General features: G+C 70.0%; 26 protein-coding genes. 15 read left to right on the forward strand and 11 right to left on the reverse strand.

Features of this window, described 5'->3' with window-relative positions:
• Window positions 1-15 precede the first annotated feature (15 nt).
• Window positions 16-906 (forward strand): cytochrome c oxidase subunit 3, encoded by an 891-nt coding sequence (locus G582_RS0113410; RefSeq protein ID WP_028840245.1) that lies wholly within the window; start codon window positions 16-18, stop codon window positions 904-906.
• Between the two features lie 66 nt (window positions 907-972).
• Here G582_RS0113410 and G582_RS0113415 read toward each other — a convergent pair whose 3' ends face one another.
• Window positions 973-1200: a twin transmembrane helix small protein gene (locus G582_RS0113415; RefSeq protein ID WP_028840246.1), complete on the reverse strand. Its 228-nt coding sequence runs from the start codon at window positions 1198-1200 to the stop codon at window positions 973-975.
• A gap of 60 nt (window positions 1201-1260) precedes the next feature.
• Here G582_RS0113415 and G582_RS0113420 point away from each other — a divergent pair, with 60 nt between their 5' ends.
• From G582_RS0113420 to ada, 6 genes are all read left to right on the forward strand, one after another.
• On the forward strand, window positions 1261-2025 hold the full coding sequence (locus G582_RS0113420; RefSeq protein ID WP_038054328.1) for an SURF1 family protein: 765 nt from the start codon (window positions 1261-1263) through the stop codon (window positions 2023-2025).
• Window positions 2022-2609, forward strand: coding sequence for a hypothetical protein (locus G582_RS0113425; RefSeq protein WP_028840248.1), 588 nt, complete (start codon window positions 2022-2024; stop codon window positions 2607-2609). The genes G582_RS0113420 and G582_RS0113425 overlap by 4 nt, the downstream gene beginning before the upstream one ends.
• A gap of 12 nt (window positions 2610-2621) precedes the next feature.
• Window positions 2622-3770, forward strand: a complete 1149-nt coding sequence (locus G582_RS0113430; RefSeq protein WP_028840249.1) for a COX15/CtaA family protein — start codon at window positions 2622-2624, stop codon at window positions 3768-3770.
• Window positions 3771-3772: 2 nt separating this feature from the next.
• Window positions 3773-4702: a heme o synthase gene (gene cyoE, locus G582_RS0113435; protein WP_051247281.1), complete on the forward strand. Its 930-nt coding sequence runs from the start codon at window positions 3773-3775 to the stop codon at window positions 4700-4702.
• Window positions 4699-5343 carry a DNA oxidative demethylase AlkB gene (gene alkB, locus G582_RS0113440; protein WP_038054331.1) on the forward strand — a complete coding sequence of 215 codons (645 nt, stop codon included), beginning with the start codon at window positions 4699-4701 and terminating at the stop codon, window positions 5341-5343. Before cyoE ends, alkB begins: the two co-directional genes overlap by 4 nt.
• A gap of 62 nt (window positions 5344-5405) precedes the next feature.
• Window positions 5406-6257 carry a bifunctional DNA-binding transcriptional regulator/O6-methylguanine-DNA methyltransferase Ada gene (gene ada / locus G582_RS16820; protein WP_083961228.1) on the forward strand — a complete coding sequence of 284 codons (852 nt, stop codon included), beginning with the start codon at window positions 5406-5408 and terminating at the stop codon, window positions 6255-6257.
• A 3-nt stretch (window positions 6258-6260) separates the two neighbouring features.
• Here the strand turns inward: ada and dnaG are convergent, their stop codons facing one another.
• The 4 genes from dnaG to rpsU all read right to left on the reverse strand — a co-directional run bounded on the left by dnaG (window position 6261) and on the right by rpsU (window position 9321).
• Window positions 6261-7985: a DNA primase gene (dnaG, locus tag G582_RS0113450; protein WP_028840251.1), complete on the reverse strand. Its 1725-nt coding sequence runs from the start codon at window positions 7983-7985 to the stop codon at window positions 6261-6263.
• Window positions 7986-8006: 21 nt separating this feature from the next.
• Entirely contained in the window at window positions 8007-8504 is a 498-nt protein-coding gene (locus G582_RS0113455; protein ID WP_028840252.1) for a GNAT family N-acetyltransferase, read from the reverse strand.
• Window positions 8505-8558: 54 nt separating this feature from the next.
• Window positions 8559-9005, reverse strand: a complete 447-nt coding sequence (locus G582_RS0113460) for a GatB/YqeY domain-containing protein (RefSeq protein ID WP_028840253.1) — start codon at window positions 9003-9005, stop codon at window positions 8559-8561.
• Window positions 9006-9105: 100 nt separating this feature from the next.
• Window positions 9106-9321: a 30S ribosomal protein S21 gene (gene rpsU, locus G582_RS0113465; protein ID WP_028840254.1), complete on the reverse strand. Its 216-nt coding sequence runs from the start codon at window positions 9319-9321 to the stop codon at window positions 9106-9108.
• Between the two features lie 89 nt (window positions 9322-9410).
• Here rpsU and tsaD point away from each other — a divergent pair, with 89 nt between their 5' ends.
• From tsaD to G582_RS0113495, 6 genes are all read left to right on the forward strand, one after another.
• Entirely contained in the window at window positions 9411-10427 is a 1017-nt protein-coding gene (tsaD, locus tag G582_RS0113470; RefSeq protein ID WP_028840255.1) for a tRNA (adenosine(37)-N6)-threonylcarbamoyltransferase complex transferase subunit TsaD, read from the forward strand.
• Window positions 10428-10538: 111 nt separating this feature from the next.
• Window positions 10539-10898 carry a dihydroneopterin aldolase gene (gene folB, locus G582_RS0113475; RefSeq protein WP_028840256.1) on the forward strand — a complete coding sequence of 120 codons (360 nt, stop codon included), beginning with the start codon at window positions 10539-10541 and terminating at the stop codon, window positions 10896-10898.
• Window positions 10895-11599 (forward strand): SDR family oxidoreductase, encoded by a 705-nt coding sequence (locus tag G582_RS0113480; protein WP_028840257.1) that lies wholly within the window; start codon window positions 10895-10897, stop codon window positions 11597-11599. Before folB ends, G582_RS0113480 begins: the two co-directional genes overlap by 4 nt.
• The gene (locus G582_RS0113485) at window positions 11596-12087 is read left to right on the forward strand and encodes a 6-pyruvoyl trahydropterin synthase family protein (protein ID WP_028840258.1); all 492 of its coding nucleotides are present in this window, start codon (window positions 11596-11598) and stop codon (window positions 12085-12087) included. Before G582_RS0113480 ends, G582_RS0113485 begins: the two co-directional genes overlap by 4 nt.
• Entirely contained in the window at window positions 12087-13277 is a 1191-nt protein-coding gene (locus G582_RS0113490) for a class I SAM-dependent methyltransferase (protein WP_038054334.1), read from the forward strand. The genes G582_RS0113485 and G582_RS0113490 overlap by 1 nt, the downstream gene beginning before the upstream one ends.
• 10 nt (window positions 13278-13287) lie before the next feature.
• Window positions 13288-13695, forward strand: coding sequence for a VanZ family protein (locus G582_RS0113495; protein ID WP_028840260.1), 408 nt, complete (start codon window positions 13288-13290; stop codon window positions 13693-13695).
• 51 nt (window positions 13696-13746) lie between these two features.
• Here G582_RS0113495 and G582_RS0113500 read toward each other — a convergent pair whose 3' ends face one another.
• A complete protein-coding gene (locus G582_RS0113500) occupies window positions 13747-14976 on the reverse strand; it encodes a multifunctional CCA addition/repair protein (protein WP_028840261.1) in 1230 nt (409 codons plus the stop codon).
• A gap of 45 nt (window positions 14977-15021) precedes the next feature.
• Window positions 15022-17088, reverse strand: coding sequence for a lytic transglycosylase domain-containing protein (locus G582_RS16825; protein WP_051247283.1), 2067 nt, complete (start codon window positions 17086-17088; stop codon window positions 15022-15024).
• Between the two features lie 49 nt (window positions 17089-17137).
• On the opposite strand from G582_RS16825, the gene G582_RS0113510 reads away from it, so the two are divergent.
• Window positions 17138-17938 carry a sulfite exporter TauE/SafE family protein gene (locus G582_RS0113510; protein ID WP_156880565.1) on the forward strand — a complete coding sequence of 267 codons (801 nt, stop codon included), beginning with the start codon at window positions 17138-17140 and terminating at the stop codon, window positions 17936-17938.
• 7 nt (window positions 17939-17945) lie between these two features.
• Here the strand turns inward: G582_RS0113510 and G582_RS0113515 are convergent, their stop codons facing one another.
• From G582_RS0113515 to G582_RS0113530, 4 genes are all read right to left on the reverse strand, one after another.
• On the reverse strand, window positions 17946-18704 hold the full coding sequence (locus G582_RS0113515; RefSeq protein WP_038054337.1) for an endonuclease/exonuclease/phosphatase family protein: 759 nt from the start codon (window positions 18702-18704) through the stop codon (window positions 17946-17948).
• A 10-nt stretch (window positions 18705-18714) separates the two neighbouring features.
• The gene (locus G582_RS16830) at window positions 18715-19557 is read right to left on the reverse strand and encodes a thiol:disulfide interchange protein DsbA/DsbL (protein WP_051247285.1); all 843 of its coding nucleotides are present in this window, start codon (window positions 19555-19557) and stop codon (window positions 18715-18717) included.
• A gap of 18 nt (window positions 19558-19575) precedes the next feature.
• Window positions 19576-20268, reverse strand: coding sequence for a thiol:disulfide interchange protein DsbA/DsbL (locus tag G582_RS16835; RefSeq protein WP_051247287.1), 693 nt, complete (start codon window positions 20266-20268; stop codon window positions 19576-19578).
• Window positions 20269-20347: 79 nt separating this feature from the next.
• Window positions 20348-21133: a c-type cytochrome gene (locus G582_RS0113530; RefSeq protein WP_169380658.1), complete on the reverse strand. Its 786-nt coding sequence runs from the start codon at window positions 21131-21133 to the stop codon at window positions 20348-20350.
• A gap of 100 nt (window positions 21134-21233) precedes the next feature.
• Between G582_RS0113530 and yihA the strand changes: the two genes are divergently transcribed.
• Window positions 21234-21845 carry a ribosome biogenesis GTP-binding protein YihA/YsxC gene (gene yihA / locus G582_RS0113535; protein ID WP_038054343.1) on the forward strand — a complete coding sequence of 204 codons (612 nt, stop codon included), beginning with the start codon at window positions 21234-21236 and terminating at the stop codon, window positions 21843-21845.
• Window positions 21846-21970 lie beyond the last annotated feature (125 nt).

Raw genomic sequence — 21970 nt, forward strand, 5'->3', positions numbered from 1 at the left:
AACCGGAAAATCTCCATGGCCAATGCCCACGCCGCCCAAGGCAGCCACGACCAGGACACCTATTTCGTCCCGCACAGCAGCAAGTGGCCGCTGTTCGCCTCGGTCGCCCTGTTCACCACCATGGTCGGTTTCGCCACCTGGCTGAATGAAGTCAGCTGGGGGCGCACCGTGTTCTTCGTCGGCATCGCCGGCCTGCTGGCGATCCTGTTCAAGTGGTTCGGCGACGTGATCCGCGAATCGCTGGCCGGCCACTACAACAAGCAGGTCGATGTGTCCTTCCGCATGGGCATGGTCTGGTTCATCCTCTCGGAAGTGTTCTTCTTCGCGGCGTTCTTCGGCGCGCTGTTCTACGCCCGCCAGTTCGCGCTGCCGTGGTTGAACGGCGAAGGCCACGGCGCGGTGACCAACAGCCTGCTGTGGCCGGGCTTCGCCGGCGGCTGGCCGAGCAACGGCCCGGCCGATATCGGCGGCAGCTACCAGACCGTGCCGGCCTGGGGCCTGCCGCTGCTCAACACGCTGATCCTGCTGTCCTCCGGTGTCACCGTGACCATCGCCCATCACGCCCTGAAGGCCGGCAAGCGCGGCGCGCTGTTGCTGTTCCTCGGCCTGACCGTGCTGCTGGGTGGCCTGTTCCTGTTCTTCCAGGCCGAGGAATACATCCACGCCTACACCGAGCTGAACCTGACCCTGGGGTCGGGCATCTACGGCTCCACCTTCTTCATGCTGACCGGCTTCCACGGCGCGCACGTCACCCTCGGCACGATCATGCTGGCGGTGATGTGGCTGCGCTGCGCCAAGGGCCATTTCACCAGGGACAACCACTTCGCGTTCGAGGCGGTGGCCTGGTATTGGCACTTCGTCGACGTGGTGTGGCTGGGCCTGTTCCTGTTCGTCTACGTGCTGTAACCAGCCTCGCGGCGAGCAGACAAAAGGCCGGCAATGCCGGCCTTTGTTTCTGGGGCGCCAGCTGGATCAGACCGGGCTGCGACCCACCCCGTGCGGCGTGATCCAGCCCTGGTGGATGGCCAGCACGACGAACAGGATCAGCGCGATGCTCAGCACGATGCGCTTGGTCAACGAATTCACGGTGCGCTTGGTCTGCCCCTTGTCGGCCAGCATGTAGTACAGGCCCGCGCCCAGGTTCCACAGGATGAGGATCAGGATCCCGACGATGAGCAGGGTTTTCAGCGAATCGCTCATGCATTGCTCCAGGTTCCGGGCAGCTTGTGCCCGCGCCGCATTATCGCAGCAGCCGGGGGCATGGCGGTGAATATCGGCGTGCGAAGAGTGCTGGGTTGGTGGCTGCTGGCGCTGCTGGTGGCGGCCGGTTTCGCCCAGCTGGGGCGCTGGCAGCTGGGCCGCATGCACGAGAAGCAGGCGATGCTGGCGGCGGCGTCCGCAGCGCTGGATCACGCGCATCCGCAGCCGCTGCTGCTGGCTTCCGATCCGGCGCGCGCGCAGGGTTACGACTGGGCGGCCGGGCGCGGCACCCTGCTAGCCGCCACCGTGTGGCTGGATGGCCAGCAGCGCGAAGGCCGCGTCGGCGTGCGCCAGTACTGCCTGCTGCTGCCCGACGACGGCGCGCAGGCGCTGCTGGTGGATGCAGGCTGGTGGCCGCTGGCGGGCAGCCGCGAACTGCCGCAAGCAGGATGCCCGGCCGGGATCGGGCAGGGCGTGCGCGGCCTGCTGGCGCCGCCGCCGACGCCCGGTTTGGCCCATGGCGACGCGCTGGCGAAGCAGGAAGGCGATCGCTGGCTGGCCTCGCGGATGGAATTGGCGGCACTCGCGCAGACGCTGGAGCTGCGGGTGGCGATCGCGCCGCGCGTGCTGCGGCTGGACCCGCAGCGCGAACCGGGCGATGCCGGGGTGATGGCGGCGCCCGGCGAGCGCGATCTGGATATCTTGCCCAACACCATGCTGCCCGAGCGTCATCTCGGCTATGCGGTGCAATGGTTCGGGCTGGCGCTGACTGTGCTGGTCGTCGCCGCCACCCTCACGTTCAGAATGAAGAAGAAAGCGAAATGACGGAATCCAATCCGGCGCGTACGGTGCAACGCCGCAACCGCGTCGCCCTGCTGGTGGTGCTGGGGATGTTCTTCGGCGGCATGCTGGTGGCCGGCGCGCTGCGGTTTTCCGGCTGGCGCCCGGACGGGATGAAAAACAAGGGCGAGATGCTGCAGCCCTATGTCGACTTGCGCGGGTATTCGCCGACGCTGGCCGATGGCCGGCCCTATGCGTGGCACGACGATCCGCGCACCTGGCGGATCGTGGCGATGCCGCGCGACTGCGACGGCGCGCGTCGCGAGGCCTGCACGCGCCTGCTTGGCGACCTGGACAAGGTCTGGCGGCTGATGGGCCGCAACGCCGACCGCGTGCACGTGCTCTGGGCCGGCGCAGCGCCGGTGGACGTGGCCACCCTGCGCGAAGTGCATCTGGTCCGCGCCGATGCGCGCCTGCGCAGCGTGCTGGCACGCAGCGACAAGGACGCCGCCGGCACCGATCCGGTCTGGCTGGTGGATCCCAATGGTTTCGTGGTGCTGCGTTACGCTGGCGGTTCCGACCCGGGCGACCTGCGCAGCGACCTTGCGCGGCTGCTGAGGGTCAACTGAGCCATGAGTGCGATGCCCACCACCCAGCCCGCCTATCTGTATCGCCACTTCCATCGTCTCGCCTGGCTGGCGGTGCTGCTGGCAACCTGCGTGATCGTGTTCGGCGCGTTCGTGCGGCTGTCCAATGCCGGCCTGAGCTGCCCGGACTGGCCCACCTGCTACGGCAAGGCGGCATGGCCGACGCATGCGGATCAGATTGTTGACCACGTCGCCACCGCGATCCGCCCGGTGGAGCCCAGCAAGGCTTGGCGCGAACAGTTCCACCGCATGATCGCCGGCCTGCTGGGCGTGCTGGTGCTCTCGCTGGCTCTGCTGGCCACGCGCCGGCGACCGCGCGGCTGGCTGCACGTGATCGGTGCGGCCACCGCGGTGGCGGTGGCGATCCCGCTGTACATGCGCGGCCTGCACGTGTCTGCTTCGGCGCTGGCGGTGGTGGGCGAGGCGTTGCTGCTCGCCGGCGTGTTGCGCTGGTCGAACGTGGATCTGGCGCGCGCCAGCACCCTGACCCTGGCGGTGATCATCTTCCAGGCCCTGCTGGGCATGTGGACGGTGACTTGGCTGCTCAAGCCCATCGTGGTCATGGGGCACCTGGTGGGCGGGCTGACCACGTTCGCGCTGTTGGTGTGGATCGCGTGGCGTGCCACCGGAATCCCCATCGTCAGCGGCGATGCGCGCAAGCTGCGGCTGTTGCTTGGCATCGGCCTGGCGTTGCTGGCGGTGCAGATCGCGCTGGGCGGCTGGACGTCGGCCAACTACGCGGCGCTGGCCTGCGGCACCGATTTCCCCAAGTGCGCGGGCGCGTGGTGGCCGGCGCATGACTTCACCGAAGGCTTCGTGCTGTGGCGCGGCATCGGCGTGGATTACGAAGGCGGCATCCTCGACAACGCCGCGCGCGTGGCGATCCAGCTGGCGCACCGGATGATGGCGGTGGTGGTGGCCTGCTACCTGCTGTTCATGGCCGTGCGCCTGCTGCGCATCCCCGGACTGCGCGGCTGGGGCAGCACCCTGGCGGTGCTGGTCTGCGCCCAGTTCGCGCTGGGCATTGCCAATGTGGTGCTGTCGCTGCCGCTGAAGATCGCGGTGCTGCACAACGCCGGCGCAGTGGCGCTGCTGTTCGTGCTGGTCACCCTGCTGGCGCGGCTGCGCCTGCCGGAGGCCTGAGCATGACCGGACCGCTGTGGAGGCAGTACTGGGCGGTGACCAAGCCGCGGATCGTGGCGCTGATCGTGTTCACCGCGGTCATCGGCATGCTGCTGGCGATCCGGCCCGGCGATGAGTGGCCATGGTCGCGGCTGCTGGCCGGCAGCATAGGCATCTGGATGGCGGCGGCCAGCGCCGCGGCGATCAACCACCTGCTGGATTCGCGCATCGACAAGCTGATGGCGCGCACTGCCGAACGGCCGCTGGCCACCGGCGCGCTGCGGCCGGGGCAGGTGCTGGGTTTCGCGCTGCTGCTCGGGCTGGGGTCGATGCTGATCCTGGTGCTGTGGGTCAACTGGATCTGCGCGTTGCTGAGCTTCGCCGGGCTGATCGGCTACGCAATCGTCTATACCTGCTTCCTCAAGCGCGCCACTCCGCAGAACATCGTGATCGGCGGGCTGGCCGGCGCGGTGCCGCCGCTGCTGGGCTGGGCCGCCGTCACCGGCATGCAGCGCGAATGGGACTGGGCGCACGCGCTGCTGCTGGTGCTGATCATCTTCGTGTGGACGCCGCCGCATTTCTGGGCGCTGGCGATCTTCCGCCGCGAGGACTATTCGCGCGCGCTGGTGCCGATGCTGCCGGTGACCCACGGCGTCACCTACACGCGCTGGCAGATCCTGCTGTACACGGTGCTGCTGGTGGTGGTGACCGTGCTGCCCTGGGCCACCCGCATGAGCGGCGTGTTCTACCTCGCCGGTGCGCTGGTGCTGGGCGCGGTGTTCCTGTGGTACGCGTGGAAGCTGCTGGACCCGCCGGACGAGTTCTTCGCCATGCGCACGTTCCGCTATTCCATCGTCTACCTGATGGCGCTGTTCGCCTTCCTGCTGGTCGACCATTGGCTGCTGCCGCTGTTCGACGCCGCGCCCGCGCTGGAGTTCGCGCCCGCACCGTGAGCGATCTGTTCGCCGCGCAGGCGCAGGGCCGCAGCACCGCGCTGGGGCCGCAAGCCCGCGTGCTGCACGGCTTCGCGCTGCCGTTCGCGGAGGCGCTGCTGGCCGGGATCGATGCGGTCCTTGCCGCCGCGCCGCTGCGTCATCTGGTCACGCCGGGCGGACACGTGATGCAGGTGGCGATGAGCAACTGCGGCCGCTTCGGCTGGTGCAGCGACCGCCGCGGCTACCGCTACGACCCCAACGATCCGCAGACGGCCCGGCCGTGGCCCGCGATCCCGCCAGCCTTCCTCGCGCTCGCCGGCGAAGCCGCGGAAGCGGCGGGGTTTCCCGGCTACCGGCCCGACGCCTGCCTGGTCAATCGTTACGCGCCGGGCAGCCGGCTGTCGCTGCACCAGGATCGCGACGAAGACGATCGGGTGGCGCCGATCGTCTCGGTGTCGCTGGGGCTGCCGGCGACCTTCCTCTTTGGCGGCTTCGCGCGCGGCGACAAGACCGTGCGGGTGCCGCTCATGCACGGCGACGTGGTGGTCTGGGGCGGCGCGGATCGCATGCGCTTCCACGGCGTGCTGCCGGTGCCGCCGGGCCTGCATCCCGCCACCGGCGAGTGCCGGCTCAACCTGACCTTCCGCAAGGTGCGCTGAACCAGCCCGGGCTGCGCAAGAACCGGGATGTGCGCCGCGCGGGGCCGGACTACAGTTGCGCCATGCACGCTTCCGCCACCGCCAAGACCCGCCGCGATGCCGCCCTGGTCGCCGCCGCCTGCCGCCGCATCGAGCAGGCCGAGACGCCGCCGGCGCTGGACGTGCTGGCGCGCGAGGCGGGGCTCAGCCCGCATCACTTCCACCGCCTGTTCAAGGCCGTCACCGGGCTGACGCCGCGCGCCTACGCGCAGGCCCGGCGCGGCAGGGCGCTGCGCGATGCGCTGGCGAGGCCGGGCGCGCGGGTGGTCGATGCCGCGTTCGATGCCGGCTTCAACGCCAGCAGCCGCTTCTACGACAGCGTCGACGCATTGCTGGGCATGAAGCCGGCGCAGTACCGCGACGGCGGCGCGGATGCACGGATCGAGTTCGCCGTGGCCCAGTGCGCGCTGGGCGCGATCCTGGTGGCGCGCAGCGAACGTGGCCTGTGCGCGATCTCGCTGGGTGACGATCCCGAAGCCTTGCTGCGCGAACTGCAGGAACGCTTCCCGCGCGCGGAACTGGTCGGCGGCGATGCCGGGTTCGAGCGGCTGGTCGCGCAGGTCATCGGCTTCGTGGAAGCGCCGGGGCTGGGCCTGGATCTGCCGTTGGACATCCGCGGCACCGCGTTCCAGCAGCGGGTGTGGGAGGCATTGCGCAAGGTGCCGGCGGGGGCGACGGTCAGCTATGCCGAGATCGCCGCGCGCATCGGCAAGCCGACCTCCGTGCGCGCGGTGGCGCAGGCCTGCGCGGCCAACACCTTGGCGGTGGCGATTCCCTGCCATCGGGTGGTGCGCAGCGACGGCGCGCTGTCCGGCTATCGCTGGGGAATCGCGCGCAAGCAGCAATTGCTGGCGCGCGAGCGCGGCACCGATTGAGTCTCAGCGCTGCAGCATCGCCTGCAGCAGTGCGCGCAGTTCCTGCTTGTCCGCATCGCCCAGGGCGCCGTCGCGCTGCTGCTGCTGCAGTTCCTCGATGCGCTGCTGCTGCACCAGCTTTTCCAGCTGCGAAATCGCGTCGGTGAACTCCATGCGCAGGTCGGGTTCTTCGCCGGGCAATTCCAGCACCGCCAGCTTCTGCAGCGCGGCCAGTTCGTCGCGGCCTTCGAAGTGTTCCAGCAGTGCGCCGGTGCTGATGTCCGGGCGTTCGCGCACCAGCAGCACCAGCTCGGACAGCAGCTCGATGCCTGGCTGGCGCAGCGTGGCGAAACGGTAGGGCGGCTGCAGCTCCAGCGCGAAGCCGGGGCGGTGCAGCAGGTGGGTGATCGCCGCGCGCACCAGACTGGGTTTCTGCGCCGGCGTACTGCGCGCGTTGCGCATCGTGCGCTGCGCTGGCGCAGGCGCGCTGGCACGCGCGCCGACGCCGGTGAGTTCGGTCAGGCGCTGGCGCATCAGGTCGCCGAAGGCGCCGTCGGGGATCTGCGCCAGCAGCGGCTTGCAGCGCTCGGCCAGACGCGCCTTGCCGTCGAGGCTGGAAAGATTCACATCCGCCGACAGCTGCGCGAAGAAGAACTCGGACAGCGGGGTGGCCGCGCGCAGGCGCGCGTCGAAACCATCCGCCCCTTCCTGGCGCACGATCGAATCCGGGTCCTCGCCGTCGGGCAGGAACAAGAACAGCGCCTGCCGACCGTCCTTCATCCGCGGCAGCACCGACTCCAGCGCCTTCCACGCCGCGCTGCGGCCGGCGCGGTCGCCGTCGAAGCAGAAGTACACGTCCGGTGCGCTGCGGAACAGCAGCTCGGCGTGGTCCGGCGTGGTCGCGGTGCCCAGCGTGGCCACTGCCTGCGACACGCCGAACTGGGCCAGCGCCACCACGTCCATGTAGCCCTCGACCACGATCAGCCGCTCGAGCTTCTGGTTGGCCTGCTTGGCCTGCCACAGGCCGTACAGCTCGCGTCCCTTGTGGAACAGGGCGGTTTCCGGCGAGTTGAGGTACTTCGGCGAATCCTCGGGGTCGATGACGCGGCCGCCGAAGGCGATCGTGCGCCCGCGGCGGTCGTGGATGGGGAACATCAGCCGGTCGCGGAACTTGTCGTAGACGTGGCCCTTGTCGTTCTTCGAGAACAGCCCGCCGCGCTCCAGCAGCTGCATGCGCTGCGGGTCGCTGCCCAGCGCGTCGCGCAGCCCGGAAAAGCCGTCCGGCGCGTAGCCGATGGCATAGCGTTCGACGATCTCCGCGGCGATCCCGCGCTTGTCCACGTAGGCGCGTGCCTTGTCGCTGCGGGCCAGCTGGGTGCGGAAGAAGGTGGAGGCCGCTTCCATCGCGCCGTACAGGTCGCGCGTCTCGGGGTTGGCATTGCGCTGGGCGGTGTCGCGCGGCACTTCCAGCCCGACCCGGCGTGCCAGTTCTTCCACCGCGTCGAGGAATTCCAGCCGCTCGTACTGCATCAGGAAACTGATCGCGGTGCCGTGCGCGCCGCAGCCGAAGCAGTGGTAGAACTGCTTTGTCGGCGAGACGGTGAAGCTGGCGCTGCGCTCGTCGTGGAACGGGCAGCGCGCCGCGTACTCCTTGCCCTGGCGCTTCAGCGGCACCCGCGCGCCCACCACTTCGACGATGTCGGAGCGGGCAAGGAGGTCATCGATGAAGGCGTCGGGGATGCGGGCCATTGCGCTAGCCGGTGGCCCGGCTCACAGCTCGTCGCGGGCGGCCAGCGCGTGCAGCGCCGCGCCCTCCAGCCGCTGCACGGTCCATTCGTCCATGCCGGTGGCACCGATGCTGCGGTAGAAGCCGATGGCGGGTTCGTTCCAGTCCAGCACGCTCCATTCGAAGCGGCCGCAGTTGCGCTGCACGGCGATCCGCGCCAGCGCGGCCATCAGGTGCTTGCCGAGGCCGCTGCCGCGGTAGGACGGGCGCACGAACAGGTCTTCCAGATACAGGCCACGCTTGCCGAGGAAGGTGCTGAAGTTGTGGAAGAACAGGGCGAAGCCGGCGGGCGTGCCGTCGATTTCGCCGATCAGCACCTCGGCGGCCGGACGCTCGCCGAACAGCTGCGTGTGCAGGTCGTCGTCGGTGGCCACGGCGGCATGCGCCAGCCGTTCGTACTCGGCCAGTTCGGCGATCAGCTGGCGGATCACCGGCACGTCGTCCGGGGTGGCGGGGCGGATCGAGAGGAGGGCGTTGTTCATGGCGTCAGGGTACCGGCAAGCGCAGCCCTTGGTGGGGCAGGAACACCCGTTGGTTTACGGCGCCAGCTTCTGCTTCACCAGCTTCGACACCAGGCCCATGTCGGCCTGGCCCGCCAGCGCCGGCTTCAGCACGCCCATCAGCTTGCCGATGTCGGCAGCCGAAGCCGCGCCGGTGGCGGCCATCGCCTTGTCGATCTCGGCCTGGATCGCGGCCTCGTCCAGCTTGGCCGGCAGGTAGGCATCGATCACGCCCAGCTCGTAGCGCTCGATCGCGGCGAGGTCTTCGCGGGCGGCACCTTCGTACTGGGTGATCGAGTCCTTGCGCTGCTTGACCATCTTTTCCAGTACGGCCAGCACCAGCGCATCGGTCATCTCCACGCGCTCATCCACTTCCTTCTGCTTGATGGCGGCGTTGATCAGGCGGATGACGGCCAGACGATCCTTTTCGCCGGCCTTCATCGCGGCTTTCATGTCATTGGTGAGCTGCTGCTTGAGGCTCATGGCGTGCTCCATCGGGCGTGCTTCAAAAGAAGCTGGAATGCAGAAACGCGAAAAGCCGGCCACGCTCGCGCGTGCCGGCTTCCGCAGCCAACCACCGCGCTCAGTACAGACGCTGGCGCTTGGTGACGTCGCGCGAGCTGCGGCGCGCCTGGCGCTTCACGGCGGCAGCGGCCTTGCGCTTGCGCTCCTGGGTCGGCTTCTCGTAGAACTCGCGCTTGCGGGTCTCGGCCAGCACGCCGGCCTTCTCGCAGGTGCGCTTGAAGCGGCGCAGGGCAAACTCAAAGGGTTCGTTTTCGCGGACTTTGACGGCGGGCATCGGGAATCTCGTGACTGGAGAATACGCCCGGACAAGTGGGCGAGCCGCGCATGATAGCAGCAGCCCTGCTTTCGGCGCAAGATAGGGGGATGAACGTCCTCGGCATCGAATCCTCCTGCGACGAGACCGGCGTCGCGGTCTACGACACCGGCGCAGGCGGCCTGCGCGCCCATGCGGTCTACAGCCAGATCGCCCTGCATGCCGAATACGGCGGGGTGGTGCCGGAACTGGCCAGCCGCGACCACGTGCGCAAACTGTTGCCGCTGATCCGCCAGACCCTGGCCGAAGCCGGCCTGTCCACCGCCGACATCGATGGCGTGGCCTATACCGCCGGGCCCGGCCTGGTGGGCGCGCTGCTGGTCGGCGCGGGCGTGGCCCGTTCGTTGGCGTGGGCGCTGGACGTGCCGGCGATCGGCGTGCATCACATGGAAGGCCACCTGCTGGCGCCGCTGATCGAGGAAGACGCGCCGCAGCCTCCGTTCGTCGCCCTGCTGGTGTCCGGCGGGCACACCCAGCTGGTGGCGGTGGAGGCGATCGGCAGCTACCGGCTGCTGGGCGAAACCTTGGACGACGCCGCCGGCGAGGCCTTCGACAAGACCGCCAAGATGATGGGCCTGCCGTACCCGGGCGGACCGCAGCTGGCCAAACTGGCCGAGCAGGGCGTGCCGGGAAAATTCAAATTCTCGAGGCCGATGACCGACCGGCCGGGGCTGGATTTTTCCTTCAGCGGCCTGAAGACGCAGGTGCTGCTGGCCTGGCGCGACTGCGACCAGTCCGAGCAGACCCGCGCCGACATCGCCCGTGGCTTCGAGGACGCGGTGGTGGACACGCTGGCGATCAAGTGCGGCCGCGCGCTGGATGCGGCCGGCACCGACACCCTGATCGTGGCCGGCGGCGTGGGCGCCAACCGGCGGTTGCGCGCCCGGCTGGTGGAGATGTGCGAGAAGCGCGGCGGCCGTGCCTGCTTCCCGCGCCCGGCGCTGTGCACCGACAACGGCGCGATGATCGCGTTTGCCGGTGCGCTGCGGCTGGCCGCCGGCCAGCACGACGATGCCGCGATCCGCGCGGTGCCGCGCTGGGACATGGCGACGCTCGCGGCGGTGTGAGCGGGCGGGCGCTGCGCGCCGGCGGCGGCGCGCACGGACGGGTTGTTAAGCTGTGCATCCAATCCCCATTCCGCCGCGGTATCCGGTTCCCCGGGATACGCGAACACGCCCATGACAGATACCGTTTTCATCGAAGGCCTGCGCCTGGACGCCCTGATCGGCGTGCATGACCGCGAGCGCCACGCCACCCAGCCGGTGCTGCTGGACATCCGCATGCGCTTCGACAACCGCATCGCCGCCAGCAGCGACACCCTGGCCGATGCGCTGGACTACGAGGCGGTGAGCCTGCGGCTGGCCGATTACGTCGCCCAGACCGACTTCATGCTGGTGGAAACGCTGGCCGAATGCTGCGCCGACCTGATCCTGACCGAATTCGGGGCCAAGGCGGTGCGGCTTAAGTTGTCCAAGCCGGACGCGCTGGCGAACGCCGCCGCGGTGGGTGTGGAGATCGAGCGCGGGAGTTTTGCATGAGCGTGGTGCTGGTGACCGGCGCCTCGCGCGGGATCGGCTGCGCCATCGTCGAACGCTTCGCCCGCGAAGACGCCACTGTGATCGCCTGCGCGCGCGGGCAGGAAGGCCTTGATGAACTGCGTGCCGCGCTGCCGCAGGTCGAATGCCATGCCTGCGACATGCGCGACGGCGATGCCGTGGATGCGCTGGCCCGCGGTGTCCTCGCGCAACACGGCGCCGTCGACCTGCTGGTGAACAACGCCGGCGCGTTCCGGCCCGGCGGGATCGCCGGCGAGGACGACGATGCCCTGCTGGACATGCTGCAGGCCAACCTGTTCGGCGCCTACCGGCTGACCAGGCGGTTGCTGCCGAAGATGGTCGAGCGGCGCAGCGGCATGGTGCTCAACGTGTGCAGCACCGCATCCATCGCCGCCTACCCGAACGGCGGTTCCTACAGCATCGCCAAGCACGCGCTGTACGGCTTCTCGCGCAACCTGCGCGAGGAAATGAAGCCGCACGGCGTACGCGTGGTGGCGCTGCTGCCGGGCGCGACCCTGACCGCGTCGTGGGACGGCGTGCAGCTGCCGCCGGAACGGCTGATGCCGGCCGCGGACGTGGCGGAAATGGCCTGGGCGGCGTGGTCGCTCTCGGCGCGCACGGTGGTGGAGGACATCCTGATGCGGCCGCAGCTGGGCGACATCGGCGAGGCGGATTTCCCATGAGCCCGTCCGTCGTCATCCGCCTGGCCAAGCAGAACATGAAGTTCTCGGCGGCGCATTTCACCATTTTCAACGCGACAGAACGCGAGCGCCTGCACGGCCACAACTTCACGGTCGAGGTCGACATCCACGCGCGCATGCTGGGCAACGGCATGTGCTTCGACTACGGCATCTACAAGGACCGCATCGTCGCGCTGTGCCGCGAACTGAACGAGTGGACGATCCTGCCGACGCGCTCGAAGTACCTGCGCATCGAGGAAGCGGGCGAACACGTGCACGCGCATTTCAACGGCCAGCGCATCCCGTTCCTGCGCGGCGACGTGCTGCTGCTGCCGATCGAGAACGCCACCCTGGAGGAGTTCGCGTACTGGTTCCTGCAGCGGCTGTGCGAGGACCGCGACGCGCTGCGCGCGCACGCCATCGCGGCGATCGAGGTGCGGGTGTTTTCCGGGCCGGGACAGAGCGCCGGCCGGCGCATGGAGCTCGACTGATGGCCGCTTCCACCCTGCCCTTGCCTTCCGCCGACGCGCAGGCGCACAGCGCGCACCTGCGCGAGGTGATCCAGGAACAGATCATCGGCGCCGGCGGGCGCATTCCGTTCTGGAAGTTCATGGAGCTGGCGCTGTACGCGCCGGGGCTGGGCTACTACAGCGCCGGCGCGCACAAGTTCGGCCCGGGCGGGGACTTCACCACCGCGCCGGAGCGTTCGCCGCTGTTCTGCGCCTGCGTGGCCGACGCGCTGGCGCCGGCGCTGCGGCAGGCGGGCAAGGGCGCGGTGTTCATGGAAGTGGGCGGCGGCAGCGGCGCGTTCGCCGAAGCCTGCCTGGAGAAGCTGCACGCCGACGGGGTGCTGCCGGCGCGCTACGCGATCCTCGAGCCCAGCGCCGACCTGCGCCAGCGCCAATGCGAGCGGCTGCAGGCACGGCTGTCGCCGGACCTGTTCGCGCGGGTGGAATGGTTGGACGGGCCGATCGCGGAGCCGTGGGACGGCGTGCTGTTCGCCAACGAGGTGATCGATGCGCTGCCGGCGCCGCGTTTCGTCATCCGCGCCGGCGAGGTGCTGGAGGAATGCGTGACGCTGGACGGCGAAGGCCGCTTTGTCCGCAGCGAACAGCCGGCGGATGCAATGCTGTCGGCGGCGGTGCGCCGGATCGAATCGCAGCTGCCGGAACCGTTCGCCGATGGCTACCGCAGCGAGGTGCTGGCGCAGCTGCCGTACTGGCTGCAGGCGGTGGCCGGCGGCCTGCGCAACGGCGCGCTGCTGTTCATCGACTACGGCTATGCGCGTAGCGAGTACTACCAGCCCGGCCGCGACGACGGCACCCTGCGTGCGTTCCGCCAGCACCACGTGACCAATGACGTGTTCGCCTGGCCCGGCCTGCAGGACATCACCGCCTCGGTGGATTTCACTGCGCTGGCGGAAGCCGGGGTGGGCGCGGGCTTCGAGTTTTCCGGCTACTGCTCGCAGGCCAGCTTCCTGCTCGGCAACCGGCTGCAGGAGAACCTTGCCGCCGCCGAGGCGCAGACGGCCGATGAAGTGGCGCGCCACAACCTGCGCCAGCAGGCCAAGGTGCTGACCTTGCCCAGCGAGATGGGCGAGCGCTTCCAGGCGATCGGCTTCCAGCGCGGCGTCGAGCTGGACGCCGCGTTCCTGGTCGGCGACCTGAGCCATCGCCTGTGAGTCACTGCCGATGAGTCGCGCGCCGCGCATCGGCCGTTCGCTGAAGCCGTTCAAGCGGCCGTGGCTGTGGGCGGGATTGTGGATGCTGGCGATCGCCATCGTGGTGATCGGCTCGCTGCTGCCGGGCAAGGACCTGCCGCCGCTGCCGGTCAGCGACAAAATGGAGCATTTCGCCGCTTACGCCGTACTGGCCGCGGGGGCGGTGCAGCTGTTCGCGCGGCGGCTGTCGTGGGCCTTCATCTGCCTGCTGCTGGTGCTGCTGGGGATCGGCCTGGAGTACCTGCAGGCGTCGATGAAGCTGGGCCGGATGCTGGATCGCAACGATGCGCTGGCCAATACGCTTGGTGTCCTGATCGGGCTGGCCACCGCATTCACCCCGCTGCGCGATCTTCTGCTGCGCTTCGATCGGCGCCACTGACGCCTGCCGGTCCAGCGTGATCGCCCTGCGCCTGTGTCGCCGGGTGCTCTCTCAGTCCGAGGGCTGGCGGGCTTCGGCAATCGCCGCGATCCGCGCCTTGCGCAGCGCCTCACCGAACGCCGGGCCAGTGACGCCTTGCGCGGCGATGTCCGCACCGCGCACCCCCATGGCCGCTGCGTGCAGGCGACGCAGCGTGTCGGCCTGCGGATAGTTGGCTTCGGACCTGCCGGCACGGCCGCGCGCGTCGGCTTCGCAGACGCTGGCGAGCTGGTCGATGCGGGCCGGCTTGCGGAAACCGTCGCAGCGGGCGATCAGTTCATGCACGGTCGCGGCTTTCAGTTCGGCGATGCGATGGACGTTGAGGTGTTCGCGACAGCAGGCGACCGCCAGCTCGCGGTGTTCGTTCGGCACTTTCAGGCGCTGGCTCATGGCGATTGCGGGGGCGACCCCGCGCTGCTCGTGCATCAAGTGCTTCGGCAGCACGTCCGCGGGGGTGAGCGCCTTGCCGAGGTCATGGCACAGCGCGGCGTAGCCAATCAGGTCGTCCCGCGGCGCGAGGCGGGCGGCCATGTCGCAGACCAGCTCGCAGTGCAGGCCGGTATCGATTTCCGGGTGGTATTCCGCACGCTGTGGCACGCCGTACAGCGCATCGACTTCCGGCAGCACCGCGCGCAGGGCGTCGGCCTCGCGCAGGGTGCGCAGGAAGGCGCCGGGGGCAGCGGCGCGCAGCGCCTTTGCCAGCTCCTGCCAGACCCGCTCCGGCACCAGCTCGGCCAGCTCGCCGCTGGCGGCCATCTGCCGCATCAGTGCCAGCGTTTCCGGGGCGACGGTGAAACCCAGCGGCGCGAAGCGCGCCATGAAGCGCGCCGCGCGCAGCACCCGCAAGGGGTCTTCGACGAAGGCCTCGCCGACGTGGCGCAGCACGCGCGCTTCGATGTCGCGTGCGCCGCCGAACGGATCGACCAGCGTGCCGTCGCCGGCGCGGGCGATGGCGTTGATGGTGAAGTCGCGGCGCCGCAGGTCGTCCTCCAGCGTCACCGACGGATCGGCGTGCACCACGAAGCCGGTGTAACCGCGCCCGGACTTGCGCTCGGTGCGGGCCAGCGCGTGTTCCTCGCCGGTATCGGGATGCAGGAACACCGGGAAGTCGCGGCCAACCTGGCGGAAGCCGGCATCCAGCATCTGCTGCACGCCGGCGCCGACCACCACGAAATCGCGGTCGCCTGCCGGCAGGCCGAGCAGAGCGTCGCGTACGGCGCCGCCGACGAGGTAGGTTTTCACGGTCTCGGGAAGCGCGGTCATGTCGCCGATGATGCCCGAGCTGCCTTACCTGCGGCGCTTCGCCGGTGCGTGTTTTGTCGCCGCGGCAGGTGCGGCGCTCGGTTCCGCCGGGCAGGCAAACGCTTTGCGCTGGCCGCTGGCGAGGCCGAGCATGCGGTCGGTCAGTCGCTGCGCGCTGCCGTCCAGGCGCCAGTCGTAGATCGTGCTGAAGCTGAGCACGCGTGCCACGTATTCGCGGGTTTCCTTGTAGCTGATGGTCTCGATCCAAAAATCCGGGTCCATCGCCGGGCGCTGCGACACCCAGCGGTTCAGCGGGGTCGGGCCGGCGTTGTAGCCGGCGATCACCTGGTACGGCTTGCCGCCGTAGCGGTCCATCAACTGGCGCAGGTAGGCGCTGCCGATGGCGATGTTGAGGTCGGGATCAAACAGGCCCTCGGCGCCGCGCCACGGCAGGCCGGTCTTCGCCGCGACCGCCGCGCCGGTGGCCGGCAGCACCTGCATCAGCCCGCGCGCGTCGGCGCCGGAGCGGGCGTTCGGGTCGAACACGCTTTCGGCGCGGATCTCCGCCGCTACCCACGCCGGATCGAGGTTGTTGCGCGCGGCTTCGTGGCGGATCGTGGCGTCGTGGTGCAGCGGGAAGCGCGGCCGGTACAGGCGCTGCTCTTCCGGGTAGCGCTTGCCATCGACGTTGACCAGGCCGAACACGCCGCGGTCGAACCAGCCGTTGTCCTGCGCCACTTCCACCGCCAGCCGCCGCTGCTCGTCGCTGAAGCGCGCCAGCGCGGCGTTCCATTCGCGCGCGGCCCAGCCCCTGCGGTCGAGCTGGAACAGCTGCACGGCGCGGACGATGTTCGGATCGCGCGCCACGGCCTGCTTCAGCGGCGGCGTCGGTGCCGGCAGCCACGGACACAGCGCGTACGGCTGTTCGAGACGGTCGGCGGCGAGGAAGCCGTGGAAGTCGGGCTTGCGCGCGGCCTGCGCATACAGCGACCTGGCGCCGGCCGTATCGCCGGTCAGCTCGCTGGTGCGGGCGGCGAAATACAGCCAGCGCGAGTCGTTGCGCTGCGCGTCCGGCATGCGCCTGATCGCGGCCAGCGCAGCGGCCCAGTCGCTGCGCGACAGCGCTTCGCGCACCCGCCATTCGTGCAAGCTGTCGTCGTAGGCCGACGCCGGGACGCTGGCGAGGCGGCGCGCGGACTCCGGCAGGTAGGACGCCGCCGTCCACAGTGCGACCTGGTACAGCACGCGACTGCGGCCGGCTTCGTCGAACGCCAGCGCCTGCGCGACGCCGGGCAGCAGCGCTTCGGCGCGGTCCGGGTCGGCCTTCGCCAGCTTCGCCAGCGCGACCGAGGCGACCAGCCGGCTGCGCGCGGTCTTCGGCCACGCCCCGACCGCCGCATCCGGTGCGTCCAGATAGGCCGCGTACTGCAGCGCCAGTGCGGCGTCGGCGACGGGCAGGCCGGCGGCGGTCGCGCGCATCACTCCGACTTGCGCATCGGCGGCGGCAAGGTCGAAGCGCTCCCAGCGCAGCGCATCCGTCAGGCCACCCTTTGCAGTCAGCAGCGCGAACGGCGCGTCGCATTGCGCCGGCAGAGAGCGGCCGCTGCTGCGCCACAGCGCCTGTGCTTCGGCAGTCCATTGCGCATCGGCGCGATTGACCGCCATCAGTGCCTGCAGGCGCAGGCAACGCAGCGCGGCGCTGTCGATGTCGGCATCCCACTGTTCGAGGAAGGCCTGCCATTCGTTGCGACGGGCCAGCGCGTTGAGCCAGTCGGTGCGGAAGGCCGTGGCCACCGGCTCGCCGCGGCGTGCCGCCAGGAAGGCATTGCCGCGCGCCAGCGGCAGCGTATCCATGCGCCCGCGCAGGGCCACGTATTCCAGCCAGCCGGCCAGCGGCTGGCTGGAGAAGCCGGCCAGCGCCAGATCATCCAGCCCGTTGCTGCCGGCGGCGGTGTCGAAGGCGGCCCGCAGTGCCGGGTCGGGCGGTGCGATCCGCACCGGCGCCGGTTGCAACAGCGGCGCCGGGCGCGGCGTGGGCGACTGCGCGTGGACGGTGGCGGTGCCGGCAACCAGCGACGACAACAGCAGCAGCGAAGGCGCGATCTTGTGCATCACCCGACTATAGCCGAGCATCGATGAACGTCTTTTTCGATGGTGCGTGATGTCTTTGCTGCTTCTTTACCTGGCGCTGGGCGCTTGCGCCGGCGTGCTGGCCGGGCTGCTGGGCATCGGCGGCGGGCTGGTGCTGGTGGGCGCGCTGGCGTGGCTGCTGCCCACCCAAGGCGTGCCGGCGGACGCGGCGATGCACGCGGCGCTGGCGAGTTCATTGGCCAGCATCGTGCTGACCGCGGCGTCGTCGGCACGCGCGCACCACCGCCGCGGCAGCGTGCTGTGGCCGACGGTGGCGTGGATGGTGCCGGGCGTGCTGCTGGGCGGCTGGCTGGGCAGCCGCTTCGCCATCGTGCTGGACGGCAACGTGTTGCGCTGGTGCGTGGCGGGCTACTGCTGGATCGTGGCCGCGCAGATGTTGCTGGTGCAGCCGAAGTCGGGCGGCGATGCCGCGCTGGTGCCGCAAGGCCCCGGCTACACGCTGGCCGGCGGCGGGATCGGCATCGTGTCGGCGATCGTCGGCATCGGCGGCGGCAGCCTGACCGTGCCGTTGCTGGTCTGGCGCGGGGTGGCGCCGGTGCGCGCGGTGGGCACCTCGTCCGCCTGCGGCATCTTCATCGGCCTGGGCAGCGCGCTGGGTTACGCATTGCAGGCGCCGGCGGACGCGCTGCCGCTGGCGGGGGCGATGGGCTATGTCTATCTGCCGGCGGCGATCGGCGTGGCGCTGGCCTCGGTGCTGGCGGCGCCGCTGGGTACGCGGTTGGCACATGCGCTGAGCGGGCCGGCGTTGAAGCGGGTATTCGCGGTGTTCCTGTTGGTGGTTGGCTGCGCGTTCGCGTACAGCGCGCTCTAGCGCCGCTTCAGCGCAGCGCCGCTTCCGGCACGTCCAGCTCCACCGACAGCGCCAGGTGGTCGGACTGCGCGGCGGGCAGCGCCTGCATCGTCGCCAGCGCCAGCGCCGGGGTCACCAGCATGTGGTCGATGGCACGCTGCGGACGCCACGAGGGGAAGGTGAGCACGCAGCGGTCGGGCGGCTGCAGCTGGGTCTTGCGGTACAGCTGCTGCATCTCCGGCTGGTCTGGATCGCAGTTGAAGTCGCCCATCAGCACCGCATGCGGCAGGCCGGCGAGGATGTCGGCGATGAAGTCGATCTGCGAGCGCCGCGACTGGCTGCCCAGCGAGAGATGCGCCACCGCCACGGTCAGCGCGCTGCGGCCGTCGCCGAAGGTGGCGGTGAGCACGCCGCGGCCCTTGACCCGGCCGGGCAGCGGGTGATCCTCGACCAGCCGCGGTTCCAGCTTGCTGAGCAGGCCATTGGCGCTTGAGGCCACGCCGGCCACGCTGCGGTTGGGCTGGTGGCTCCAGTAGGCGAAGCCGGCGCGCTCGGCCAGGTAATGGGTCTGGTTGGTGAAGCCGGAACGCAGGCTGCCCGGGTCGGCCTCCTGCAGGCCCACGATGTCGTGGCGGCCCGCAAGTTCGGCGATGGTGTCCAGTGCGCCGCGCTTGTTGCCGGCCGGCAGCACGTGCGACCAGCTGCGCGCGACGTAGTCGTGGTAGCCGCGCGTGCTGGAGCCGGCTTGGATATTCGCGCTCAGCAGGCGCAGCCGGCGGTTGTGCATGGCGGCGGGATCAGCCCTGCGGCGCTTCCGCCGCGGCGGGCGCCGGCGCCGCCGGCGTGGCGGCACCGAGCTTGGCGCGTTCGGCGACGATCAGCTGGTTGATGATGCGGAACATGTCGTCCACGCTCTTGCCCTTGACCCGGTACTTGCCGGCGACCACGAACGCAGGCGTTCCCATCTGGTCGCCGTTGGCGAAGGCTTCGGTCATGTACTGGCGGGCGCGGTTCATCCTGGTCGCCACCGCGAAGCTCTGCATGCTGTTGAGGAACTGCCCGGGGTTGGCGCCGTAGTTGGCGTAGAACCCGGCGATGTCCTCCGGCGTGTCCATGCCGCGCTCGCCCTTCAGGGTCTGGTCGATGTGGATGGCGCGGAACATCGCATCGTGGGTCTTGTCGAGCAGGCCCATCGCTTCGGCGGCGTAGAAGGCCTTGGCGTAGTTGTCCCACATCGCACCGAACGCGGCCGGCACGTAGACGAAATGCACGTCCGGCGGCAGCTTGGCCTTCATCGCCGCCACCTGCGGCTGCACCGCGGCGCAGAACGGGCAGACGTAGCCGAAGAATTCGACCACTTCGATCCGGCCCGGCGCGGTATCGAACGGCTGGCCGTTCGCGATGGTGACGTAGTCGGTGCCTTCCACCGGCGGCGGCGCCTTGGCGGCGGCTTCGGCGGCGGCCTGCACCGCCGCTTCGGCCTGCGCGGCGCGCTGCGGGTCTTCGGCGCTGGCGGCCTGGGTGGCGGCCTGTTCTGCCGGGGCGGCGTCGCCGGCCGCAACCGGCGCGGGTGCGTCGTTCTTGCAGGCGGCCAGCGGCAGCAGGACGAGCAGGAGCAGGGCGTGGCGCAGTGCGGTCATGGCGGTTCCGTCAGTCGGTCAGGATCGGGGAGAGGCGGGCTTGGCCGGCGCCGGGCGCGCGGTCGCCTTGGGTTTCTGCTTTGGCGCCAGCGCGGCGACGACCGCGCGCGCATTGCCCAGCAGGCTTTCATAACTGTTGCCGAGGATCACGTAGCGCCCGGCCACGATCAGCGACGGCGTGCCGTCGATCTGGCTGCGGGCGCCGAATTCATAGGCCTGCTTCAGCTGCGGCAGCAGCTTCGCGTCGTTGGCCATCGCGATCTTGAGCGCGGTGGCGTTGCTGCCCTGCACGCGGCTGGCGAAGGCGAGGATCTGCGCGGCGTCGGCATTGCGCGGCAGTTCGCCGGTTTCATGGATCGCGGCGAACAGGCGCGGATGCAGCACCGGCAGGGATTTGGCGGCCTGCGCGGCGAAAAACACCCGCGGCCACGGATCGTCGCGGTCGTACACACCCGGCACCAGCACCAGCCGGGCGTGTGCGGGCAGCTGCTTCGCCCACGCCTCCAGCATCGGGGAGAAGTGCGCGCAGTGCGGACAGGTATAGGCGAACACCTCGGCCACTTCCACCATGCCGGGCGGCAGCGGCCGGTAGGGCTGACCGTTGTCGACGTAACGGTATTGCACGCCATCGGTCAGGCCGGGCAGGACGCGCTGTGCCTGCGCGGGCGCGATGGTCAGAAGCAGGGCAAGCGACAACAGCAGTGCGCGCATCGAATCAGGCTCCGGCGATCAACTAAGGGGCCCGATGAGCATGCACGGGCCAGGGCCAACGCATGATGAAGCATCGCGCTCAGCGGGCGATGCTTTCCTTGGTGGTCCCGGGCGCGCGGGTATGCAGGCCCTGCACATAGCTGGCCAGCGAACGGATTTCCTCGTCGCTCAGCGACTTGCTGACCGCGGCCATCAGCTTGAAGTGCGCCGGCGCGGTGTAGGTGGTGGTCCCGATGCGGTATTCCTCCAGCCGGCGCGTCACGTACGCCGAATCCTGGCCGTGCAGAGCAGGGTAGGCCGGGCCGGGGTTGCCGGCGCCGGACGGGCCATGGCAGGCCATGCAGGCGGGCAGGCCGCGGGCGGGGTCGCCGCTGCGGAACAGGCGCTCGCCCACCTGGTAGAACTTCAGGCCCTGGTTGGGGCCTTCGGCAATCGCGGTATCGTCGGCCACGCCGGTGCCGGCCTTCTGGGTGGCATACCAGGCGCCGACGTCGCGCATGTCCTGCGCGCTGAGGATGCCGGCGAACGGCGCCATGATCGCGGCCAGGCCGCCCGTGCGCTGACCGCTCTTGAACAGGTGCAGTTGCTCGGCGAGATAGCGTTCCGGCATGCCGGCGATGCGCGGCGCGTTCTGCTGCATGGCGTTGCCGTCGAGGCCGTGGCAGGCCGCGCAGGCGCCGGCCTTGGCCTGTCCGGCCTGGGCATCACCCCAGGTGGCGGGCTTCTCCACCAGCGGCGCGGTCTGCACCGGGGCGTTGTCGGGTGCGGCGACCGGCGTGCTCTGGGCCCAGGCGGCCGCGGCAAGAGCAAGACAGGCAACACCGGCAAGGGCATGGACAGGACGCATGCGTAACTCCACTGGCATAAGGACGCGGACAGGTGCCGCGCAACCTGCAAATTATGGTCGGCGCGCCCGAAGCGGTCAAACCGGGCGCGCACCGGCGCGGACATGCCATGCTATGCCCATGGCTGCACCCAATCCGTTCGCGCGCGCCCAGTACCTGCTGGCCGCCCACAATTTCCGGCAATTGCCGTCCGATGGCGGCTTCGAAGTGGCTTTCGCCGGCCGCTCCAACGCCGGCAAATCCTCCGCCCTGAACGCGCTCTGCCAGCAGAACGCGCTGGCACGCGTGTCCAAGACGCCCGGCCGCACCCAGCAGCTGGTGTTCTTCGGCTTGCCGCCGCACGAGAACAAATACCTGGTCGACCTGCCGGGCTACGGCTATGCCAAGGTGCCGCAGGACCTGCAGGCGCACTGGCAGGCCTTCCTCGAGGGGTATTTCGGCAGCCGCGACGCCCTGCGCGGGCTGGTGGTGGTGATGGACGTGCGCCATCCGCTGAAGGAATACGACCGGCAAATGCTGGGCTACGCCATGCGCCGCGGGCTGCCGGCGCACGTGATCCTGACCAAGGCCGACAAGCTCGGTCGCGGCGCCGCCGGCAATACCCTGCAGGCGGTGCGGATGGAGCTGTCGCGGTCATTCGCCGACAGCGTCAGCGTGCAGCTGTTCTCCGGCGAGTCGAAGCAGGGCGTGGACGAACTGCGCGCCGTGGTCGCCGGCTGGCTGGGGATCTGACGCTCGTTCTCCACCCGATCTACCGTCTGTGCCGAGGCAGAGAAGCCGAACAGCAGGGCGAAAGCACAGCTCAACAGGCGCATGGGGGCTCATCATCGGGCGACGCTCCGGAGGCCACCAGCGCC

The organism is Thermomonas fusca DSM 15424, assembly GCF_000423885.1.
Lineage (GTDB): Bacteria > Pseudomonadota > Gammaproteobacteria > Xanthomonadales > Xanthomonadaceae > Thermomonas > Thermomonas fusca.

Excerpts from the sequence above, each read along its gene's own strand:
- G582_RS0113410 (WP_028840245.1), top strand. The coding sequence starts at position 16 with ATGGCCAATGCCCACGCCGCCCAAGGCAGCCACGACCAGGACACCTAT.
- G582_RS0113415 (WP_028840246.1), bottom strand. The coding sequence starts at position 1,200 with ATGAGCGATTCGCTGAAAACCCTGCTCATCGTCGGGATCCTGATCCTC.
- G582_RS0113420 (WP_038054328.1), top strand. The coding sequence starts at position 1,261 with ATGGCGGTGAATATCGGCGTGCGAAGAGTGCTGGGTTGGTGGCTGCTG.
- G582_RS0113425 (WP_028840248.1), top strand. The coding sequence starts at position 2,022 with ATGACGGAATCCAATCCGGCGCGTACGGTGCAACGCCGCAACCGCGTC.
- G582_RS0113430 (WP_028840249.1), top strand. The coding sequence starts at position 2,622 with ATGCCCACCACCCAGCCCGCCTATCTGTATCGCCACTTCCATCGTCTC.
- cyoE (WP_051247281.1), top strand. The coding sequence starts at position 3,773 with ATGACCGGACCGCTGTGGAGGCAGTACTGGGCGGTGACCAAGCCGCGG.
- ada (WP_083961228.1), top strand. The coding sequence starts at position 5,406 with ATGCACGCTTCCGCCACCGCCAAGACCCGCCGCGATGCCGCCCTGGTC.
- dnaG (WP_028840251.1), bottom strand. The coding sequence starts at position 7,985 with ATGGCCCGCATCCCCGACGCCTTCATCGATGACCTCCTTGCCCGCTCC.
- G582_RS0113455 (WP_028840252.1), bottom strand. The coding sequence starts at position 8,504 with ATGAACAACGCCCTCCTCTCGATCCGCCCCGCCACCCCGGACGACGTG.
- G582_RS0113460 (WP_028840253.1), bottom strand. The coding sequence starts at position 9,005 with ATGAGCCTCAAGCAGCAGCTCACCAATGACATGAAAGCCGCGATGAAG.
- rpsU (WP_028840254.1), bottom strand. The coding sequence starts at position 9,321 with ATGCCCGCCGTCAAAGTCCGCGAAAACGAACCCTTTGAGTTTGCCCTG.
- tsaD (WP_028840255.1), top strand. The coding sequence starts at position 9,411 with ATGAACGTCCTCGGCATCGAATCCTCCTGCGACGAGACCGGCGTCGCG.
- folB (WP_028840256.1), top strand. The coding sequence starts at position 10,539 with ATGACAGATACCGTTTTCATCGAAGGCCTGCGCCTGGACGCCCTGATC.
- G582_RS0113480 (WP_028840257.1), top strand. The coding sequence starts at position 10,895 with ATGAGCGTGGTGCTGGTGACCGGCGCCTCGCGCGGGATCGGCTGCGCC.
- G582_RS0113485 (WP_028840258.1), top strand. The coding sequence starts at position 11,596 with ATGAGCCCGTCCGTCGTCATCCGCCTGGCCAAGCAGAACATGAAGTTC.
- G582_RS0113490 (WP_038054334.1), top strand. The coding sequence starts at position 12,087 with ATGGCCGCTTCCACCCTGCCCTTGCCTTCCGCCGACGCGCAGGCGCAC.
- G582_RS0113495 (WP_028840260.1), top strand. The coding sequence starts at position 13,288 with ATGAGTCGCGCGCCGCGCATCGGCCGTTCGCTGAAGCCGTTCAAGCGG.
- G582_RS16825 (WP_051247283.1), bottom strand. The coding sequence starts at position 17,088 with ATGCACAAGATCGCGCCTTCGCTGCTGCTGTTGTCGTCGCTGGTTGCC.
- G582_RS0113510 (WP_156880565.1), top strand. The coding sequence starts at position 17,138 with ATGTCTTTGCTGCTTCTTTACCTGGCGCTGGGCGCTTGCGCCGGCGTG.
- G582_RS0113515 (WP_038054337.1), bottom strand. The coding sequence starts at position 18,704 with ATGCACAACCGCCGGCTGCGCCTGCTGAGCGCGAATATCCAAGCCGGC.
- G582_RS16830 (WP_051247285.1), bottom strand. The coding sequence starts at position 19,557 with ATGACCGCACTGCGCCACGCCCTGCTCCTGCTCGTCCTGCTGCCGCTG.
- G582_RS16835 (WP_051247287.1), bottom strand. The coding sequence starts at position 20,268 with ATGCGCGCACTGCTGTTGTCGCTTGCCCTGCTTCTGACCATCGCGCCC.
- G582_RS0113530 (WP_169380658.1), bottom strand. The coding sequence starts at position 21,133 with ATGCCAGTGGAGTTACGCATGCGTCCTGTCCATGCCCTTGCCGGTGTT.
- yihA (WP_038054343.1), top strand. The coding sequence starts at position 21,234 with ATGGCTGCACCCAATCCGTTCGCGCGCGCCCAGTACCTGCTGGCCGCC.